This is a genomic window from Vibrio sp. Vb1166, assembly GCF_033338695.1.
In the GTDB taxonomy this organism is placed as follows: Bacteria; Pseudomonadota; Gammaproteobacteria; order Enterobacterales; family Vibrionaceae; genus Vibrio; species Vibrio alginolyticus.
In genome coordinates this window covers 1-18,620 of sequence record NZ_JAWOTE010000046.1, presented here as the reverse complement: position 1 = coordinate 18,620, position 18,620 = coordinate 1, and the positions used below count along the sequence as shown (strand labels likewise).

18 protein-coding genes and 1 tRNA gene are annotated in these 18,620 nt (G+C 43.0%); 14 read left to right on the top strand and 5 right to left on the bottom strand.

Annotated elements, in window-relative coordinates; translation table 11 throughout:
- Positions 1–2 precede the first annotated feature (2 nt).
- Positions 3–77: transfer RNA gene (locus R7E51_RS23175), tRNA-Gly, on the bottom strand.
- 371 nt (positions 78–448) lie between these two features.
- On the opposite strand from R7E51_RS23175, the gene R7E51_RS23170 reads away from it, so the two are divergent.
- The 3 genes from R7E51_RS23170 (at position 449) to R7E51_RS23160 (ending at position 2,223) form a co-directional block, all read left to right on the top strand.
- Complete coding sequence (locus tag R7E51_RS23170) at positions 449–967, top strand: DUF4136 domain-containing protein (RefSeq protein WP_005382627.1); 519 nt, start codon at positions 449–451, stop codon at positions 965–967.
- Positions 968–1,054: 87 nt separating this feature from the next.
- Positions 1,055–1,492 (top strand): hypothetical protein, encoded by a 438-nt coding sequence (locus R7E51_RS23165; RefSeq protein WP_225455293.1) that lies wholly within the window; start codon positions 1,055–1,057, stop codon positions 1,490–1,492.
- 50 nt (positions 1,493–1,542) lie between these two features.
- Entirely contained in the window at positions 1,543–2,223 is a 681-nt protein-coding gene (locus R7E51_RS23160; protein ID WP_115386592.1) for a DedA family protein, read from the top strand.
- A 124-nt stretch (positions 2,224–2,347) separates the two neighbouring features.
- Here the strand turns inward: R7E51_RS23160 and R7E51_RS23155 are convergent, their stop codons facing one another.
- From R7E51_RS23155 to R7E51_RS23145, 3 genes are all read right to left on the bottom strand, one after another.
- Complete coding sequence (locus tag R7E51_RS23155) at positions 2,348–2,671, bottom strand: hypothetical protein (RefSeq protein WP_005382624.1); 324 nt, start codon at positions 2,669–2,671, stop codon at positions 2,348–2,350.
- A gap of 86 nt (positions 2,672–2,757) precedes the next feature.
- On the bottom strand, positions 2,758–3,216 hold the full coding sequence (locus R7E51_RS23150; RefSeq protein ID WP_017633653.1) for a hypothetical protein: 459 nt from the start codon (positions 3,214–3,216) through the stop codon (positions 2,758–2,760).
- A 328-nt stretch (positions 3,217–3,544) separates the two neighbouring features.
- Positions 3,545–4,186: a murein L,D-transpeptidase catalytic domain family protein gene (locus R7E51_RS23145; protein WP_017633652.1), complete on the bottom strand. Its 642-nt coding sequence runs from the start codon at positions 4,184–4,186 to the stop codon at positions 3,545–3,547.
- 847 nt (positions 4,187–5,033) lie between these two features.
- On the opposite strand from R7E51_RS23145, the gene R7E51_RS23140 reads away from it, so the two are divergent.
- Entirely contained in the window at positions 5,034–5,609 is a 576-nt protein-coding gene (locus R7E51_RS23140) for an imm11 family protein (RefSeq protein ID WP_025767876.1), read from the top strand.
- Between the two features lie 139 nt (positions 5,610–5,748).
- Here the strand turns inward: R7E51_RS23140 and R7E51_RS23135 are convergent, their stop codons facing one another.
- Entirely contained in the window at positions 5,749–8,109 is a 2,361-nt protein-coding gene (locus R7E51_RS23135; RefSeq protein ID WP_206957751.1) for an EAL domain-containing protein, read from the bottom strand.
- Between the two features lie 473 nt (positions 8,110–8,582).
- On the opposite strand from R7E51_RS23135, the gene rbsD reads away from it, so the two are divergent.
- The 10 genes from rbsD to R7E51_RS23085 all read left to right on the top strand — a co-directional run bounded on the left by rbsD (position 8,583) and on the right by R7E51_RS23085 (position 18,536).
- A complete protein-coding gene (rbsD, locus tag R7E51_RS23130; protein ID WP_005382620.1) occupies positions 8,583–9,002 on the top strand; it encodes a D-ribose pyranase in 420 nt (139 codons plus the stop codon).
- Between the two features lie 23 nt (positions 9,003–9,025).
- Complete coding sequence (gene rbsA / locus R7E51_RS23125) at positions 9,026–10,531, top strand: ribose ABC transporter ATP-binding protein RbsA (RefSeq protein ID WP_085569089.1); 1,506 nt, start codon at positions 9,026–9,028, stop codon at positions 10,529–10,531.
- Complete coding sequence (gene rbsC / locus R7E51_RS23120; protein ID WP_005382618.1) at positions 10,528–11,511, top strand: ribose ABC transporter permease; 984 nt, start codon at positions 10,528–10,530, stop codon at positions 11,509–11,511. Before rbsA ends, rbsC begins: the two co-directional genes overlap by 4 nt.
- A gap of 87 nt (positions 11,512–11,598) precedes the next feature.
- On the top strand, positions 11,599–12,477 hold the full coding sequence (gene rbsB / locus R7E51_RS23115; RefSeq protein ID WP_005373143.1) for a ribose ABC transporter substrate-binding protein RbsB: 879 nt from the start codon (positions 11,599–11,601) through the stop codon (positions 12,475–12,477).
- Between the two features lie 223 nt (positions 12,478–12,700).
- Positions 12,701–13,618 (top strand): ribokinase, encoded by a 918-nt coding sequence (gene rbsK / locus R7E51_RS23110; RefSeq protein WP_025767872.1) that lies wholly within the window; start codon positions 12,701–12,703, stop codon positions 13,616–13,618.
- Positions 13,619–13,653: 35 nt separating this feature from the next.
- The gene (locus R7E51_RS23105; RefSeq protein WP_005373138.1) at positions 13,654–14,676 is read left to right on the top strand and encodes a substrate-binding domain-containing protein; all 1,023 of its coding nucleotides are present in this window, start codon (positions 13,654–13,656) and stop codon (positions 14,674–14,676) included.
- 499 nt (positions 14,677–15,175) lie between these two features.
- Complete coding sequence (gene pnuC / locus R7E51_RS23100) at positions 15,176–15,907, top strand: nicotinamide riboside transporter PnuC (RefSeq protein ID WP_025767870.1); 732 nt, start codon at positions 15,176–15,178, stop codon at positions 15,905–15,907.
- 10 nt (positions 15,908–15,917) lie between these two features.
- A complete protein-coding gene (locus R7E51_RS23095) occupies positions 15,918–16,649 on the top strand; it encodes a nucleoside phosphorylase (protein WP_005373131.1) in 732 nt (243 codons plus the stop codon).
- A 134-nt stretch (positions 16,650–16,783) separates the two neighbouring features.
- A complete protein-coding gene (locus R7E51_RS23090) occupies positions 16,784–17,464 on the top strand; it encodes a Crp/Fnr family transcriptional regulator (protein WP_005382613.1) in 681 nt (226 codons plus the stop codon).
- Positions 17,465–17,627: 163 nt separating this feature from the next.
- The gene (locus tag R7E51_RS23085) at positions 17,628–18,536 is read left to right on the top strand and encodes a siderophore ABC transporter substrate-binding protein (protein ID WP_005376635.1); all 909 of its coding nucleotides are present in this window, start codon (positions 17,628–17,630) and stop codon (positions 18,534–18,536) included.
- The last annotated feature ends 84 nt before the right edge of the window (positions 18,537–18,620 follow it).

Sequence of the window (18,620 nt, the reverse complement as noted above, 5' to 3'; positions counted from 1 at the left end):
ATTGGAGCGGGCAGCGGGAATCGAACCCGCATCATCAGCTTGGAAGGCTGAGGTAATAGCCATTATACGATGCCCGCGCATCGATAGGACTCAGTTAATATGCCACACTGGACGAAAAAGAAAAGTCTTTTCTCATCAAATGTTTGTCAGTTGCCTAAAAAAGTAGCGGACTGATGTTAAAGTGTTCATTGTCTCTGGTTTTTTGTGGCACTCGCGATTCCGCTACTAAGCCTAGGGGCTTCCAATTAGGTCGTAAACACCGAATTCTTAGGTGTTTAGATGTTGATGATATTCAAGATTTTCTGTGTAAAGGTTAATCTCGTTTATTGAACAGTCACGTTTCATGGTCAAGACTAGATATTGAAATGATTACTTTTTACTGTTGATGCGTATGTATAACACAGGGTAATTCTGCTGAAACAGTCAGCTTAACCAAAGGAGATTTAACATGATGAGAGGTTTGATATTAGGGCTGGTGGTGATGCTGGTATCTGCTTGTACTACCGTTACAACCGATGTAGATAAACAAGCCGACTTTTCAGCTTACAGAACGTTTGACTTCGGTGCTCAGGCGGAAGCTCCTACCAGTATTGATGGTCGACGTATTGAGCAAGGGCTTGCTGAACAGCTTGAGGGTAAGGGTTTAATTAAGGTAAATAGTGGCGGTGACCTTTACGTACATCATGATATCGTAGAAGAATCCGAGCTTGTTTCTTCAGGATCGTCGGTGAGCTTTGGCTATGGCTGGAATAGCTTTGGTGTGATCACTTCAAGCCCAGAAAGATATAAAGAACGTAAGTATGGGAAGTTGGTGGTTGAACTGGTTGATGCAAAGGCTAATCAAGTCGTTTGGAAAGGCGTTTCAAGTCGTAAACTGTCTGAGTCAATGAGCTCTGAGAAAAGAGAATCTCTCATCCAAGAAGAAATCGCGAAGATGTTTGAAAGCTACCCTTACGGTGAAAAATAATTAGTATTCTTAACGATTAAGAATACTAATTGCCAATAGTTACGCACAGGGTTAAAAGAACTTATTATTTTGGTTTTGGTTACCTTTGTGCGTACGATTCTGATTGCTTTACTCGGACTACTTTTCTGCTTGTTGGCTCCGAGCATGAGCCTGGCGCACTCACACCCAAATTTTCTTTCCTTTCATAACCAGAATATTGCTGTTGACGCTAAGTCGAAGCACTTTTCAGAATATCCTATCTCTCCAATACAACAAGACTATCCGAGTTTAAACAGCCGGAATGTATTGAGGGTTAGCCATGCTAAGGAAATGAGCTCGAACGACGATGTAGAACCCGAATGGTTTGAAATGCTTGATGTAGCATGGTGGGCGCATCGTTCGGCAATTTACTCGATGAAGCGGCTAAAACGCATCGGCAATGAGGCTTTAGGTTGTTGTATTGAAAGTATTTTTACTCACTTTAAATACAGAATCGGCGTGAGAAAAGAATCGAATTTTATATACCGCTTTATACATGCTCGCTAACACATTCCATGTTTTTGCAACTTTTGGTTAATTATGCTTAGGAGCGGTTTATGTTTGATTCGATAATTCAGGTCTTGAGTGCCTTTTGGCATCAAGATTTCACGGCGTTAATGGCGCCAGGCAGTGCAGGTTTAGTTTATTTTGTTGTTGCTGTGATTATTTTTTTGGAAAGTGGTTTTATTCCTGCTGCACCTTTCCCATGCGACAGTGTCGTCGTATTATCCGGTACGCTGGCGGCGGTTGGCGTCCTTGACCCAATTATGATCATGTTGGTGATAGCTGTTAGTGCGGGATTGGGAAGTTGGGCGGCTTATTTACAAGGCAAGTGGCTAAATCGCTTACCTAAGGTCCAAGGTTGGGTGAGCGCGGTTCCTCAAAAGCGTTTGGAACAAGTCGACGTATTACTCAGTAAACATGGATTGGTTGCGCTTTTGTGCGCGCGGTTTATTCCGGTTGTTCGTTCCCTATTGCCATTAATGATGGGGTTGCGAGTGAAACGTATTAGTAAATTCCATTACTTTGCGTGGCTGAGTGCGATTTTATGGACGCTGATATTATGCGGTTTTGGTTCATTACTTCCTTTGCTACCGGAAAATATGAGCAAAGCAATCACAATGCTATTAATGGCGGCACCAATAATTACTCTTGTGATTGGAGTGCTTAGTTTCTTGTTTGTTAAAGCACGTCGAGCGTTCTGTAAACCCAAGGATGTGTCTGAGTTTTCTCAGTAAGTTTACTTGATTTACACTTTTAAGCTTGTATGCAGATTAGACATCTAATCGACAGGTTTTTGTCAGTAAAAAGAAAGGCGCAATGTATGCGCCTTTCTTTTTGAGTGTCGTTAGGGTTTCGAATTTAATAGCCAATGCTATATAGGTATTCGCCAACTTCTTTGCACTGAGACTTGTAGATGTTCTCTACTTCAGACTTATTCTTATCTGCTGCTTTAAATTCAAGTTCGGCAGACGATAGCTGGTCAAAGCTGTAGTCTCTCTCAGACATTAAGTAGTGTCTGAACATCGCTCTGTGTTCCGGAACTGCAATACGTGCGTTAGAAACGTTGGCACACTCTAACAGAGTGTCGTTACTCATTTCTTCTGGCTTAGTTTCTGTGTTTGCTAAGGTTGAGCCCGCTGAAAATAGTAATGCTAGTGCGATGGTTGTAGCGATTCTTGTCATTATATGGACCTCAAATTGGTTCTAGTAACAATGAGCATATTGGCTCTTATCGTTACATTTTCGTGTTCTCTGTATGTCATAAAAAGTTAAACAACAGAGAAGGCGTTGCGACCATGAGTAAAGACGTACATTAAGTTCGCTTCCTTTCTTCCTGAGAGGCGATAAAGAGAGCGTTGACTCATGAGTCCGCCATAACTGTCTAGAGGTAAGCGAGATGCTTGTTTTGCCAACTCCAGTAGTGGTGGAGAAGAGAAAGCAATAAGTAAAAAATAATCAGGAGTAAAATCTGATGATAAAACGCCATCAGTAGCTGATGTTCGGCGACAGGAAACAAGCCCGAACAACTCGCGCTTTATATGTAGGTAGTAACTTTCTGAACCCCAAGAGCTCAGAGAAGCTGAGGCATGAAAATCAGTGTGTGCTAGCTCAAAATCGTCTTGTTGAGAGAGTTTAAGTAGACGCTCGGAAGTGTAATGTTTGGTGTGGTGCCACTCATGCGCATATGAAGCTGTGATGAGCCCTGAAAGCAGGGACAAAGAAAGCATCAATAATATACGGTGTAGATAACGCAAGAAGTAACCCTAAACATATAAAGCCACAGTTACCCACCATGATTAAGGAATCTTAGTGGAACTATGATAACGATGAAAGCCAGTGTCTGATGAACTCAGCGTATACTAACGAGATGGAAGGGGGATGAACAGAGTTTTCTGATCGCACTTAGGCATATGAGCGAATAACACAATAATTTTTCGCTTTCGAGTAAGCGAAAATGGAAAGAGAGTCGTTGCACAAGGACGATTAAGCTAACAGGATTATTACTGGGGAAGAAATAGAATCTTCTTTTTCTTCCCCATATTCGTCGCATCGATATTATGCGCTTGCGTAAATAACGCTGCCGCCTTTTATGGTGTCAATGATCTCGCGAGACAACTTCTCTGGCAAAGCAGGGCAACCCCAACTGCGTCCGAGGTATCCATTCTTCTTGATGAAGGAAGGGTTTGCGTAATCGGCACCGTGCACGACAATGTAACGCTCGCGAGCTTTGTCGTTTAATCCAGAGCTTAGCCCATCTAATCGAAGTGAATAGCCATTTGAGCCGTAGTAAGTGGTATCAGTCAAAAAAGTGCCCAATGATGTTTTTCGCGAGTTCACGACATTTGAAAACTGTGTCGCTGTTTTCTTTCCGCTGTTCACGCCGTGAGAAACATACGTATTGTAAATTAGCTTCTTTTTATCTAAATCAACCACATAAAAACGCTTTTCAGTTGATGGTTTACTATAGTCGATGATCGTTAGTACCGACTTCTTTCTATCGGGTGTCTTCTGATAAGCGATGTAAGCGTCACTGAACAACTTAAAGTCTACTATGCCATCTAGCTTGGCTTGTTTAAACACATGTTCAACTTGCTTTGGTCGTAAATGATCCCTGGGTTCGTTATCTGATTGTTTTGCAAAAGCAAAAGGTGAGACAGACAACAGCGCACATGTAAATAATATAATTAACTTTTTCATCTTGGCTAAATAAAACTCTATGGTGTTACAAATTTACCGATTGCTTCATGCACTCGTTAAAACAACATGCACATCAATATAATTCTATTCCCAATGTTTCTTATTGCACGCTTAGGTGCTTGATATTGGGTTGACGATAATTTCTCGAGTTAAAAACTAACTGTTTGAAACTTATATAAAATATGAAGTTTAACGATGGTTTCTATAAACTTCGGCGTAAATAATATCTGATATATGTAATTAATAAAACTGTGTTTAAGGATATTTGTGAAGTTGCCAATTTATAAAAACGGCGTTTTATTTTTCGTACTTTAGAAACTCTTTTTATTTCAATGTGTTTTCTTTTTCTACGCTTTATCCAATACCTCAAAAGTTTGTGATTTAACTCGTAACAAATCGTAACGCCGAATCGTTATGTGTATAAGTGCATTTATAATGTATGAATAAACAACAGGGTGGTAAGAAAAGGCAGTAAAACAGCGGTGAATCGGTTGTTTTTAATTCACGATTGACAAAGCTAAGTCTAAGTCGTACAAAAATTGAACTTGTGAATGTATCGTTTAAGTGAGAGTGATGAGCTCGACAAAAGTGAAGTGATGCGTGCTATTGTTTATTCTCTAATTTATTCGATTACATAAGGAAGGGTACATAGTAAAAATTGAAAAAATAATTCTATCGTGTGGATTAAATATATGAATAATAAAACTTCGAAATTAAAAGAGAAGAACGCCAGATCTGAATTCATTAAATTTTTGAACATGAAAGTAAACTCTATCTATTATGTTTGGTTTGGTGGGAGAGTGCTCATCTCATTAAGAAAAGCGCTCAAATTTATTTAAGGACGGTTATGACAGCATTTAATAAAGTGTTTATTGTCACTCCCAATGTTAATGATTTTGCAATGTTGCGAGAGTCGCCATTGGAAATGTCTCTTCAAGTAACGGCAAGCAAACCTATCCAACTCTATGGAGAGTCTGTTAAAGCCAGTTGGAAAAGTATTGATATTGAATGGTTAGACGTTAAGGGTGAAAAGCCATTACCCAGGCCTGATATTGCAGCATGGGGATCTTTTACTCTTGCTGTATCCGCTTCTATTGCGGATAAGCTCGATGTGTTGAGCGAGAATGTCGAATTTTTACCATTAAATCTACAAGGAAAGCCTTGGCGAGCATTAAACATTGTCACTCAAATTGATGCCATTGATACCTCTGCTACCGAGTATAATCTTCGTCATGGTAAGCTAAGTCGTGCTAGACCGTTTAAGAAACTCGTTTTGAATAGAGAAGCCGTTAATGAATCTGACTTGTTCAGAGTAAAAGGTGCTGGGCTCAGAACGTTTTGCACGGACAAAAAAGGTGGCTTGTACGATAGCGTCAAAGCGCTGAATTTGACCGGTTTGGATTTCAAGGAAGTGCTGGTTTAAAAACGAATAAATAGTGATTTACTCGACTAAAGTCATAGATATAGGTATGGGGGAACAAAAGCTGAGCATCTATCAATAAAGCTCATATATAACTAAATACAGCCGCCACAGTTGTGACAGCTGTACGTCTCCCCTTAACTTATGTTCTTGAAACCCTAATTGAGCTGGCCATGGACGCATCAAATCGACTGTCGTCATTTGCCGATTGCCACCACAAGCTCAATTGTTCTTTAGTCATTGGTTTGCCAAATAAATAGCCTTGCATATAGTCGCAGCGGTATGCCGATAGCCATTCATGCATCATATTGTGTTCAATACCTTCTGCTGTAACCGTTTTATTCTGGGCATGGCATAGCTCAATAATAGGTTTGATCACATGGCCGTTGTTGGTCTTCATCAATGTAACGAGGAACTCTCGATCAAATTTGATTTTTTGAACCGGATACTGAACGAGCTGAGTTAACGATGTGTAACCAGAACCAAAGTCATCAATTGCAAGACGGTAGCCACGTTTTGATAGCTCATCAAGTAGAGCCGTTCCTTGTTGTTCTGCGGCAAAGGTTTCGGTTATTTCTATCTCAATACATTCTGGTTTAACACTGTGCAGTGTCGCTTGTTCATGGATGTAGTTTGCCATTTCTATCGAGTTTAGCTCTGCTGATGAAAGATTGACCGAAAGAACAATATCCTTACCGAAAATATTCCTTAATTGATGGTATTCCGCCGTTGCATTGGCGAAAACCCAGCGGTCAATTTTATCAAATAATCCGGCTTGCTCTGCAATTGGAATAAACTCCTTTGGAGGGATAGGGCCGATACCTTCGGCTTCCCAGCGCAACAAGACTTCTAACCCCTCAATTTCGTTGCTTCGATTGTTCATATAGGGTTGAAAAACAAGGTGAAATTCTTCCTCTACATTGCTTTTTCGGAGCGCACGTTCAAGTTGACTTCGTCTTTGAGACTCAATATTGAGAGCGGCTGAATAATAGGCGTATTGATTTTTCCCTGCCCGTTTTGCTTGATACATAGCCGCATCGGCACTGGAGAGTAACTTCGCGATGTCAGTACCGTCTTGAGGATATTGTGCAATACCTACGCTTGCCGTAACGGGAAATGAATTACTCCAAGATGAACTGAGATTACTAATTGGTTTTAGCAGCTCTGATGCAAGCAAATCAGGCAAGCGTTTTACCTCTTGATTTGAGCTCAGTAAAATTGCAAATTCGTCACCAGATAACCTGGCGGCAAAGCAGGGGCTGTTGTAATCGTGCGAGAACTTTTGACAAGCATTCTTGATGTGTGATGAGAACACTTTTAATAAGTTATCTCCCAATTCATGCCCGTATTTATCATTCACGTATTTAAAGTTATCAAGATCGACGTAAACAACCCACAAAAACTGCGAAGGGGAGATAAGTTCACGAGTGGCAAGCTCATGAAAACGATGGCGATTGGCGAGTTGCGTCAGGTGATCCGTTTCAGCTAGGCGTTTTGTCTTTTTATAGATGACATTAAGTTCCTCATACATATCAAAAAAGCGTGCAGAGAGGCGTCCTATTTCATCGTTTGTTTCTAGCTTTTCAATATTGTCACGTTGATTAGATTCAAGTTCGTTCAGCTGCTTATCAAGGCGAGAAACGGGGCGCAACACATAGCGATACAACACCAAAATGATTAATGTGATGGTGAAAAACGCCGCTACGCCAAAGGAGAAAGCAAGTTCTAGCCACACTTTATCGACTTTATTCCACATTAAATATTCGGCAGGAGAAAGCACGGCATAAAAGTGCGGCAGCAGCTCAATGGTTTGAGCGAGAGGAATATCAAGATAAATGGGTTTGTCGGCGAAAGTAATCACGCTGTGCGTGTCAAACTCGATGTCATGCTTAATCTCGTTAAAGGCTTCAAGTGATACGGAAACTACCACAAAAAACACATTTTTTGAGTCAAAGCTCAAAGGGTGAGTCCCCGTTCTTTTGTCGACGACCTCGTATTGAAGAAGAATGCTTTGTCCACTGGAGTTATAAATAAAGCCAGTGTGACTGAAAGCCTCTCTCTCATTGAAACTTCGTGATATGTACTCTAACACCTTTGGGTCGACCACGCCCGATGATTCGTAATACTTGTTTTCTGTGTAGTAGAGAAGGTTTTGTTTTCCGTCGAGGATCGCCATGCTCGCATCGCCTTTGTAACCATGGCTTAATACTTCAGCGGTCTCGTCTAATCGATTAAACAAGACTCGCTCACGATAGGGGTTGTTATGATTAACCAAATAGTCTTGTAATACATCACTTTTACTGAGCGTATAGGCATAGCTATTAAGAAAAATATTCGCTTGTCGAAACTGCCCGGCGAGCTTTTCCATCTGCAACTGAATATAGCTGTCTTCCCGCTTGATGAGCGTCACTTTTTGAATGCTATAAATAATATAGCTAGATACTAACGCGCTTAATAAGATCACTGGCGCGACAAGCAAAATGACTCTATTGCTTAACTTCATTATGGTTCTTAGTTTCCGTTTGTGTCCCTACAAACGTCGCGTACCAGGTAAGGTACTGAACGGATGATGTGTTTTGGCAAATTGTAACCAGATTGTAAGGTGAGCGTTCTCCAAAATCAGGCAGCTATCTAAGAATTGTGATGACGTGAAAGGTTTCGAGCTTATTAACTAGAAGTTTTCTCAGTAGTTGGACGTCTCTTTTCCTTCCTCCCTGTATAAAACCTAACCGTAATGACAGGGAAATATCGTCATCGAAACGTTTCGATGGTAAAGTGTGACTCAAGTGCACTTTTCCTATTCAATGACAATTGAATTACAGATCATTCTCACACCTTATCGATCTCACACTGGTCAAATTGCGATGACGAATTATTATTTCATCGAAACGTTTCGATGAGTTTTCTGTTAATAACGAAAACACTTTAAAACAGGCGCTCATGGTTGTATGAACGTGTAACCGAAAGGTCGATGAGATGAAAAAAAGTACCCTAATTAACTCAGATATTTCTTACTTGGTGGCGACGCTAGGCCACACCGACGAGATCACGATATGTGATGCTGGTCTACCAATCCCAGAGCATGTTCAGCGAATCGATTTGGCGCTAACGCATGGGGTACCAAGTTTTCTTGATACTGTTCGCGTAATTCTATCTGAGTCCCAAATCGAAGGGGTCATCATTGCGGAAGAGTTCTCTGATGCAAGCCCAGTTTTGCATGAAGCGTTGCTCAACGAACTGAGCAAAGAGAGTGAAGAAACGGGCAAATCTATTGAAGTGAGCTACGTGTCACATGAAGCGTTTAAAGCACGTACGGCGCAAAGTCGCGCTATCGTAAGAACCGGCGAATGCTCGCCATATGCGAACGTTATTTTCCAAGCGGGCGTGGTTTTTTAAGCCAGAGATATTGAGGACAGATTATGACTCAAGCCATTCTACAACTAAGCGAAATTGAGAAGGCGTTTCCGGGCGTAAAAGCACTCGACAAAGCAAGCCTGAATGTTTATCCAGGCCGTGTTATGGCGCTGATGGGTGAAAATGGAGCAGGCAAGTCAACGTTAATGAAGGTGTTGACAGGCATTTACCACATGGATGCGGGGAGCATTCAATATCAAGGTCAGCCGGCGGCCTTTAAAGGGCCACGCGATTCACAGGAAGCTGGTATTAGTATTATTCACCAAGAGCTGAACCTGATTCCTGAACTGACGATTGCCGAAAATATTTACTTGGGACGAGAGTTCACTGGATCCTTAGGGCGTATCCAGTGGGGCAAAATGTATGACGAAGCTGACAAGCTTTTAAAACGTCTCAATGTCAAGCACTCATCAAAAACATTGCTTGGCGATTTAAGCCTTGGTGAACAACAAATGGTGGAAATTGCAAAGGCACTTTCGTTTGAGTCGAAAGTCATCATTATGGATGAGCCAACGGACGCATTGACCGATACCGAAACGGAATCACTGTTTAAAGTGATTAATGAGCTTCGCGAGCAAGGATGCGGCATCGTATACATTTCGCATCGTCTTAAAGAAATCTTTGAAATCTGTGACGACATTACCGTACTTCGTGATGGTAAGTTTATCGGTGAGTGCAAGGTGTCCGACACTGATGAAGATGGCCTAATTGAAATGATGGTTGGCCGAAAATTAGAAGAGCAATATCCACGTATTGATGTACAACATGGCGAAGCTTGTCTTGAAGTCATTGGTTTGACTGGATCTGGCGTTCAGGATGTGAGCTTTACTCTCAAGCGTGGTGAGATTCTTGGAATTTCTGGCTTGATGGGCGCAGGCCGCACTGAACTCATGAAAGTCATTTACGGCGCATTACCTAGTGAGCATGGTGTTATCAATCTTGATAACAAAACTATTAACCCGGTTAGCCCGCAAGATGGCTTGGCAAATGGTATCGCTTACATCTCTGAAGATCGCAAAGGCGATGGTTTGGTTTTAGGTCTTTCAGTTAAGGAGAACATGTCACTTTGTTCGCTAAACCAGCTGACCAAAGGCTTCCAGATTCAACACAGCGACGAAGTGATTGCAGTGGAAGATTTTATTAAGTTATTCAACATTAAAACCCCAACGCGAGATCAAATCATCGGCAACTTATCTGGTGGTAACCAGCAAAAAGTTGCGATTGCGAAAGGGTTAATGACGAAACCTAAAGTTCTGATTCTGGATGAGCCAACACGTGGTGTTGATGTCGGAGCAAAAAAAGAGATTTATCAGCTCATCAACAAGTTTAAGGCCGAAGGCATGAGCATCATCTTGGTTTCTTCCGAGATGCCTGAAGTGCTCGGCATGAGCGACCGTATTTTAGTGATGCATGAAGGTCGTATCACTGGCGAATTTGATGCGAAAGACGCCGATCAAGAAAAATTACTCGCCTGTGCCGTAGGCAAAGAGATCAATGAGGAAGCAGCATGAGTACGAATACCATGAGCAAACCAACCGAAACTGGCAACAAGAAGTTGTTCACAAAAGAGTGGCTGATTGAGCAAAAATCACTGATAGCTTTGATCTTTCTGATCGTTGTTGTGTCATTTTTGAACCCGAACTTTTTTACGGTCGACAACATTCTCAACATTCTTCGTCAAACCTCCGTGAATGCCATTATCGCAGTGGGTATGACATTAGTTATTTTAACAGCAGGCATCGACTTAAGTGTTGGTTCGGTATTGGCATTGTGTGGTGCCTTTGCGGCAAGCATGATTGCGCTTGAGGTTCCGGTGCTAGTGGCGGTTCCAACTGCTTTAGTCGCAGGTGCAGCGTTAGGTGCGATCAGCGGTATCATTATTGCGAAGGGTAAGGTGCAGGCATTTATCGCTACGCTGGTTACCATGACGTTACTACGCGGTGTGACCATGGTGTACACCGAAGGTCGTCCAATCTCGACAGGCTTTACTGACACCGCGGATGCGTTCGCATGGTTTGGTACTGGCTACGCGCTAGGCATTCCAGTTCCTGTTTGGTTAATGGTGGTTGTGTTCGCTGCGGCTTGGTATTTACTTAACCACACGCGCTTTGGTCGCTATGTTTACGCACTAGGCGGCAATGAGTCTGCGACTCGCCTATCAGGTATCAATGTAGACCGAGTGAAGATTGGTGTCTACGCCATCTGCGGTATGTTAGCAGCGCTTGCAGGCATTATTGTAACGTCTCGTCTTTCTTCGGCGCAGCCAACAGCAGGTATGGGCTACGAGCTAGACGCTATCGCAGCGGTTGTTCTTGGCGGTACCAGCTTGATGGGCGGTAAAGGCCGTATCATGGGTACCTTGATTGGTGCGCTGATCATCGGTTTCTTGAACAATGCACTTAACCTACTTGATGTTTCTTCCTACTACCAAATGATTGCAAAAGCAGTGGTTATCTTGCTGGCGGTATTGGTAGACAACAAAAACAAGTAATTCATAACAATCTGTATATATAAAACAGTGAATACAAACCGAGTCAGGGGACGTGTACTGGCTCACCCTACACAAAGGACTAGAACGATGAAAAAACTTGCAACTCTTATCTCTGCTGCACTTCTTTCTTCAACCGTATCGGTAGCGGCGCAAGCTCAAGATACCATGGCGATTGTGGTTTCGACGCTAAACAACCCGTTCTTCGTAACGATGAAAGACGGTGCGGAAGCAAAAGCGAAAGAATTGGGGTACGACTTAATTGTACTGGACTCGCAAAATGACCCGAGTAAAGAACTGTCGAACATCGAGGATTTAAGTATTCGCGGCGTAAAAGCAATTCTTATCAACCCAACGGATTCTGATGCAGTGTCTAATGCAATTCGTATGGCGAACCGTTCTAAGATCCCTGTGTTGACATTAGACCGTGGTGCAAGCCGTGGTGAAGTTGTGAGTCACATCGCGTCGGACAACGTAATTGGTGGTGAAATGGCAGGCCACTACATCATGGAAAAAGTCGGCGAAAAAGCAAAAGTCATTCAACTTGAAGGTATTGCGGGCACATCGGCAGCGCGTGAGCGCGGTGAAGGCTTTATGAATGCCGTGAAGGGCAGCGATATGGATCTTCTTGCTAGCCAACCAGCTGACTTTGACCGCACAAAAGGTCTAAACGTAATGGAAAACCTGCTAGCGGCTAACCCGGATGTACAAGCGGTATTTGCACAGAATGATGAAATGGCGCTAGGTGCACTTCGCGCAGTTCAAGCTTCTGGCAAAGATGTCGTTATCGTTGGTTTTGATGGTACGGAAGACGGCATTGCAGCAGTTAACCGTGGCAAACTAGCGGCAACTATTGCTCAGCAACCAGACCTTATCGGTGCTTTAGGTGTTGAAACGGCTGACAAAGTTTTGAAAGGTGAAGAAGTAGAAGAGTACATCCCAGTACCACTAAAAGTAGTCACTAAGTAAGTTTCAAGTTCCAATAAATCATCCTAAATTTTGCTCTCTCCTCCGTTTATATCTGTCGTTTAGGAGGTGAGGGCAAATTTACCCAAAATACTGCAAAGTGTGGGGTATAGATGCCTTTGGCTTTTTATCGAGACTCCTTCGTCAGGAAGAGAAGTTAAAGTCATCTAATGTATTTTCCTAAACAGTTTTTAAAAAGGGTTCATTCAGAACCGAGGATAACCGTATGAATAAGTTAGTGGTGTTAGGTAGTGTAAACGCTGACCATGTTCTTCAAGTGCCTTCTTTCCCTCGCCCAGGCGAGACGCTGCATGGTCGCAACTATCAAGTTATCCCAGGTGGCAAAGGTGCCAACCAAGCCGTCGCGGCGGCGCGATTAAATGCAGACATCGGTTTTATCGCTTGTGTGGGCGACGACTCATTCGGCATTAACATTCGCGAAAACTTCAAAATGGACGGCATCGATATCACTGGTGTGAAGATGCAGCCAAATTGCCCGACAGGTATCGCGATGATTCAAGTGTCGGACAGTGGGGAGAACAGCATTTGCATTTCAGCTGAAGCAAACGCCAAACTGACAGCAGAAGCGATTGAGCCAGATTTAGAGCGTATTCGCCAAGCAGATTACTTGCTAATGCAATTGGAAACGCCGATGTGCGGCATTGAGAAAGCTGCGCGTGTAGCGAAAGATGCCAAAACCAATGTCATTCTGAACCCAGCGCCAGCTCGCGAACTGTCAGATGAATTACTGTCTTGCATTGACGTGATTACACCAAATGAAACGGAAGCTGAAGTTCTGACAGGTATTACTGTAACAGACAACGAAAGCGCGCAAGAAGCGGCGAATGTGCTACATGGTAAAGGTATAGAAATTGTCATGATCACACTCGGTGCAAAAGGCGTTTGGCTAAGCCAAAACGGTCGAGGCGAAATCATCTCGGGTTTCCGCGTTGAAGCGACGGATACTACCGCAGCGGGCGATACATTTAATGGGGCATTCGTCACTGGTCTCCTAGAAGGTTTACCTTTAGAATCAGCGATTAAGTTTGCACATGCGGCGGCTGCAATTTCTGTGACCCGCTTTGGCGCGCAAACGTCGATTCCAACCCGCGAAGAGGTGGACGCGTTTCTCGCTGAACAATAAGGCGCACAACGCCTCATTAAAATAGGAGTAGTAACATGGCGACGATGAAAGACATCGCAAAACTGGCAGGGGTTTCCACTTCAACAGTGAGCCATGTTATTAACAAGACGCGTTTTGTGAGCGAAGAGATCTCTGAACGCGTTAACAATGCCGCAAAAGAGCTTAACTACTACGCGCCCTCTGCGTTGGCGCGTAGCCTCAAAGTCAATCGTACCAAAACCATTGGTATGCTCGTGACAACCTCAACCAACCCATTCTTTGGCGAAGTCGTAAAAGGCGTAGAGCGCAGCTGCTACCAAAAAGGCTACAGCCTCATTTTATGTAACACCGAGGGTGATAACGAACGTATGCGTCAATCCATTAATACGCTATTGCAAAAGCGTGTCGATGGTTTGATCTTGATGTGCTCGTCGCTAGAAGGAGAGCGTATCGATGTATTTGAGCGTTACCCAGATATCCCAGTTGTGGTAATGGACTGGGGGCCGATGCTATTTACAAGCGATAAAATCCAAGACAACTCACTTCGTGGCGGTTACTTAGCGGCGAAATACTTAATTGATTGCGGCCATACCGAAATTGGGTGCATCACTGGCCCTTTGATTAAACACCAAGCGCAAATGCGATACGAAGGTTATAAGCGAGCAATGAACGAAGCTGGCTTGGAATTTAATGCCAATTGGATCATTGAGTCTGACTTCGAATGTGAGGGTGGGTATCAAGCGTTCAAAAAAATGGCTCAACGTGGCGCATTACCCAGCTCGATTTTCGTCTCTAACGATATGATGGCGATGGGTGTGATTAACGCCGCAAATGAGCTCGGTATTAAAGTGCCGGACGACCTATCCATTATTGGTTACGATGACATCCATATCGCGAAATTTATGTCGCCATCGCTAACTACCATTCATCAGCCTAAGTACCGTTTGGGGCAGGCTGCCGTTGAGACTCTTGTCCGAAAGTTGGATGAAAAATCAACAGAGGCACAGGTCGTACAATTAGAGCCGACTCTAGTGGAACGAAAAAGCGTCAAGAGGTTAAAGTCAAACCTCACTGAATGACGTGTGATGTTGAGCTAAAAAATTAAAAAAGTCGTTTCTCTTTATACGATAAAGCCTTACTATCGTCGTTGATTATAAATAAAACTATTAATTGTTGTCTGGCGGATTAGTCAAATGTTATCAAAAGGTTACGCTAAGTTGTCTGTAAAACACCCTTGGTTTCACCGAGTTAATGTTATTACAGTTGTATTGATTTTTTTTGTGAGCTGCTATCAGCTACTGGTTAATGAAGCATTTGAGTACGCAATTGGCTTTATTATTACACTTTTGGCGTCAGCTTTATTTGCATCAGCTTCTGCATTCAAAAAACGCTATCTAGGCTTGGACTCATAGGCACGTCTATTTCCAACACCGTTCAATAGCATCATTTATTGCTTTCAAGTAAACATTGAACTGAATTATGATCGAGTGCATCAAGAGGAGGACAAATGTCCTCCTTTTTGTTGGGGATCACGCTCTAATATAAGCGTATTCCAAACAAAATAATAAAGGACATGTTATGGACCTCTTTGCCTTACTCGATATTAATAATACTCTCGTTAACATTCCGATTGGCGACGGCTACGCAATGAGCTGGATCGAAGCTTTCGGTACCGTTTTTGGACTGCTTTGCATTTGGTTTGCCAGCCAAGAAAAAACCATCAACTACTTATTCGGTTTGCTGAATGTCACGCTTTTTGCCGTTATCTTTTTTCAAATTCAGTTATACGGATTATTGCTTCTTCAATTGTTTTTCTTCTGTGCGAACATTTACGGCTGGTATGCGTGGACTCGTCCAAACGCACAAGGTGAAACGCTGGAGGTTCGCTGGTTAAATAAACAGAAACTTATTACTACTGCCTCTATTAGCGTTGCATGTATCGCATTATTAACGATCTATATCGACCCATTTTTCTTTGCGCTAGCAAACATTGCTGTTGATAGCTTGAATCTCTTTGGTGCTGGCTTGGCTGAACCGGTGCTTGAACCTGACGCGTTCCCGTTCTGGGATGCAACCATGACAGTACTTTCTGTTGTTGCACAAATTCTGATGACACGTAAATACGTCGAAAACTGGATTCTATGGGTTGTGATTAATATTATCAGTGTGGGTATCTACGCGACGCAAGGTGTTTACGCAATGTCTGTTCAGTACGCGATTCTTATGTTCATCGCTGCCAATGGCACGCGTGAGTGGGCTCGTAGCGCTAAGCGCAATGGCGATAAAACCTTAGCGCACGCTGCTGCGTAAGGAACGAAAAATGGCCAAACAACCTCATATCGGAGTGGATGAAACACAAATCGCTCCCCTCGTTATTGTATGCGGCGAGCCAGATCGAGCGAATCGTATCGCGGTATTATTTGATGATGCAGAAATGGTGTCGGAAAACCGCGAGTACCGTGTGTTTACCGGCAACTACAAAGGCAAGCCTGTTTCAGTATGTAGTACAGGTATAGGTGCGCCATCGATGATCATCGCAGTGGAAGAGCTAAAACAGTGCGGTGTGACTCATGTGGTACGCGTTGGATCGGCGGGGGCAATGCAATCAGGCATTCATCTTGGCGAGTTGATCATTGCCGAAGGCGCGGTAAGAGATGAGGGCGGCTCTAAAGCGTATGTCGATTCGTCTTATCCAGCCTACGCAAGCTTTTCACTGTTAAAGGAAGTTGAGCGTTACTTGTCGATGCAAAAAGTGCATTATCATTTTGGTGTGGTGCGTTCTCACGACAGTTTCTATACCGATGACGAGGATGCAATATGCCAACATTGGAACAAGAAAGGCATCTTAGGTGCCGATATGGAAACCTCTGCGCTGTTTACGGTCGGTCGACTACGAGGCCTTCATGTGGCTTCGATATTAAACAACGTGGTGCTGTATCAACAAGATGTGAAAGAAGGTGTTGGTCAGTACGTTGATGAGGCCAAAGTAATGATGCAAGGTGAGAAGAGTGCCGCGATTACGGCATTAGAAGCCTTGGTTGCTCAGCGTTAGCCAGTCTCTATCTCAGTAAGTCACATAAACAGAATAGATGTAAAGCGACAGGTCACTGTCGCTTTTTTATTTGGAGTTACGGGGTACAATCCACCTTAAATAGTTGTCCGTAACTTTTTCTGAGAGAGCAGAAAATGAAAATCAGCCCTTATCCGACTGGTCGCTTCAAAACATACCTTGAAGAAAAGAGTGCCACCTTTCGCGATTTGATTTATCAATGCCAAATAAATTCGCGTTACTTTGATGCTGGGGAAGCAATTCTCCGCCAAGGTGAGCAACTTCAGTACTTGTATGTTGTGCCAGTAGGTCGAGTCTCGATGAACATATTGGCCGCAAATGGACGACGTTTTCAATTAGGGGAAGCTAACTGCGACTATCATATTTATGGTGAAATGGAGTTCTTCACTCAGACTCCTTGTCAATGGAATGTGATAGCAGATGAACATATGCAGGTTGATGTTATCTGTATCCAAAAACTAACCGAAGCACTGCAAAATCATCCCCAAATGATGGTGTTCTTCGCTTCAGCATTGGCTGAGGATTATCAAGACTCCATGGATATCTACACTAATCGTTTGTTGCATCCCATTACTTACAACATTGCCTATGATCTTCTCGTCCGTAATCAGACGGATAAGTTGCTTGGTGGTTTTGATAAAGTGAACCAAGAGGCTGAGCGGTTTGGTACCTCAGGCCGAGTCTATCGACGTGCAGTTAAGGACTTGATTGAAAAGGGATTGATTACAAAAACGGACAACGGTTTGGAGATTATTGATGAGCTGGCACTCAAAGCGTTTATTGAAGCGCATGAATGATACGCCCAGGTATTGGAACTGATGGGTTTTATAAGTCTTTGATATATCTAAGTCTTGAGTAAACGTAACTAATGTAAAGTACCTTAAATTTTGTTGAATGCATTAAAGAGTAGCGTTATATTGCGAACGCGTATGATAATAGATCTCATTAAGGCTTAACAAAATGAAAAAATTCGTCGGTGCGGCTATGCTGTCGTTATTTACTGTTTCTCCTTCTTTCGCTGCTAAAGTTGTGATTGACCACTACATGGGTCAAACAGAGCTAGAACAATCCCCAGAGCGTGTGGTTGTGATTGGCTTTGGCCCGCTAGATGCGCTGGACAACTTTGGTATCGATCCTGTTGCAGTATCTAACTCTTCTAATCTTCCTAGTTACCTTTCAAAATACAGCAAAGATAACTACACCTCTGCGGGTAGTTTGTTTGAACCTGATTTTGAAACCATCTACATGCAAAAACCGGATTTGATTTTGGTTGGTCCGCGAGCGTCTGCGAAATATGAAGAGCTGAGTGAAATTGCCCCTACAGTTGTTTTTGCGGCGAAAGAGAACCAAGGCTATTGGGAAGGCACGCAAGCGCAATGGCGCAATATTGGTAAGATCTTCAATATCGAAGAAAAAGTAGAGCAGAAAATTGAAGCGCTAGATGCTCAATTCAAAGCAATCCGTGACTACAACCAATCGAACAAAAATGATGCATTAACGATTTTGAGCATGGGTGACAACATCAGCGCGTTTGGTGCCCAGTCGCGATTTGGCGTCATTTATAACGACTTTGGCTTCTTGGAAACGGTTGAGCACGTGAAAACGGGCACTCACGGAGATGTCATTTCTTATGAGTTTATTCGTGAAGCTAACCCGAAAAATATTCTCGTGGTTGACCGAAATTCTCTGACAGGTACGCCGGATAACGATATTCGTAAATCCATGGATAACGACTTAGTCAAAGCTACTGCGGCATATAAAAATCATAAAATCACTTATTTAGATGTGGACGCGTGGTACTTGTCGATGTCTGGTGTGACAGCAACAGAAAAAATGGTCAGTGAGATAAAGCAAACCGTTGAACTGTAATCCAAGATAGCAGAGGTTAACTTTGAAGAAGTTATTGCTAACCCTTGTGGTTTTAAGCACGGTTTCGTTATTTGTTGGGGTGGC

Excerpts from the sequence above, each read along its gene's own strand:
- R7E51_RS23170 (WP_005382627.1), top strand. The coding sequence starts at position 449 with ATGATGAGAGGTTTGATATTAGGGCTGGTGGTGATGCTGGTATCTGCT.
- R7E51_RS23160 (WP_115386592.1), top strand. The coding sequence starts at position 1,543 with ATGTTTGATTCGATAATTCAGGTCTTGAGTGCCTTTTGGCATCAAGAT.
- R7E51_RS23155 (WP_005382624.1), bottom strand. The coding sequence starts at position 2,671 with ATGACAAGAATCGCTACAACCATCGCACTAGCATTACTATTTTCAGCG.
- R7E51_RS23150 (WP_017633653.1), bottom strand. The coding sequence starts at position 3,216 with ATGCTTTCTTTGTCCCTGCTTTCAGGGCTCATCACAGCTTCATATGCG.
- R7E51_RS23145 (WP_017633652.1), bottom strand. The coding sequence starts at position 4,186 with ATGAAAAAGTTAATTATATTATTTACATGTGCGCTGTTGTCTGTCTCA.
- R7E51_RS23140 (WP_025767876.1), top strand. The coding sequence starts at position 5,034 with ATGACAGCATTTAATAAAGTGTTTATTGTCACTCCCAATGTTAATGAT.
- R7E51_RS23135 (WP_206957751.1), bottom strand. The coding sequence starts at position 8,109 with ATGAAGTTAAGCAATAGAGTCATTTTGCTTGTCGCGCCAGTGATCTTA.
- rbsD (WP_005382620.1), top strand. The coding sequence starts at position 8,583 with ATGAAAAAAAGTACCCTAATTAACTCAGATATTTCTTACTTGGTGGCG.
- rbsA (WP_085569089.1), top strand. The coding sequence starts at position 9,026 with ATGACTCAAGCCATTCTACAACTAAGCGAAATTGAGAAGGCGTTTCCG.
- rbsC (WP_005382618.1), top strand. The coding sequence starts at position 10,528 with ATGAGTACGAATACCATGAGCAAACCAACCGAAACTGGCAACAAGAAG.
- rbsB (WP_005373143.1), top strand. The coding sequence starts at position 11,599 with ATGAAAAAACTTGCAACTCTTATCTCTGCTGCACTTCTTTCTTCAACC.
- rbsK (WP_025767872.1), top strand. The coding sequence starts at position 12,701 with ATGAATAAGTTAGTGGTGTTAGGTAGTGTAAACGCTGACCATGTTCTT.
- R7E51_RS23105 (WP_005373138.1), top strand. The coding sequence starts at position 13,654 with ATGGCGACGATGAAAGACATCGCAAAACTGGCAGGGGTTTCCACTTCA.
- pnuC (WP_025767870.1), top strand. The coding sequence starts at position 15,176 with ATGGACCTCTTTGCCTTACTCGATATTAATAATACTCTCGTTAACATT.
- R7E51_RS23095 (WP_005373131.1), top strand. The coding sequence starts at position 15,918 with ATGGCCAAACAACCTCATATCGGAGTGGATGAAACACAAATCGCTCCC.
- R7E51_RS23090 (WP_005382613.1), top strand. The coding sequence starts at position 16,784 with ATGAAAATCAGCCCTTATCCGACTGGTCGCTTCAAAACATACCTTGAA.
- R7E51_RS23085 (WP_005376635.1), top strand. The coding sequence starts at position 17,628 with ATGAAAAAATTCGTCGGTGCGGCTATGCTGTCGTTATTTACTGTTTCT.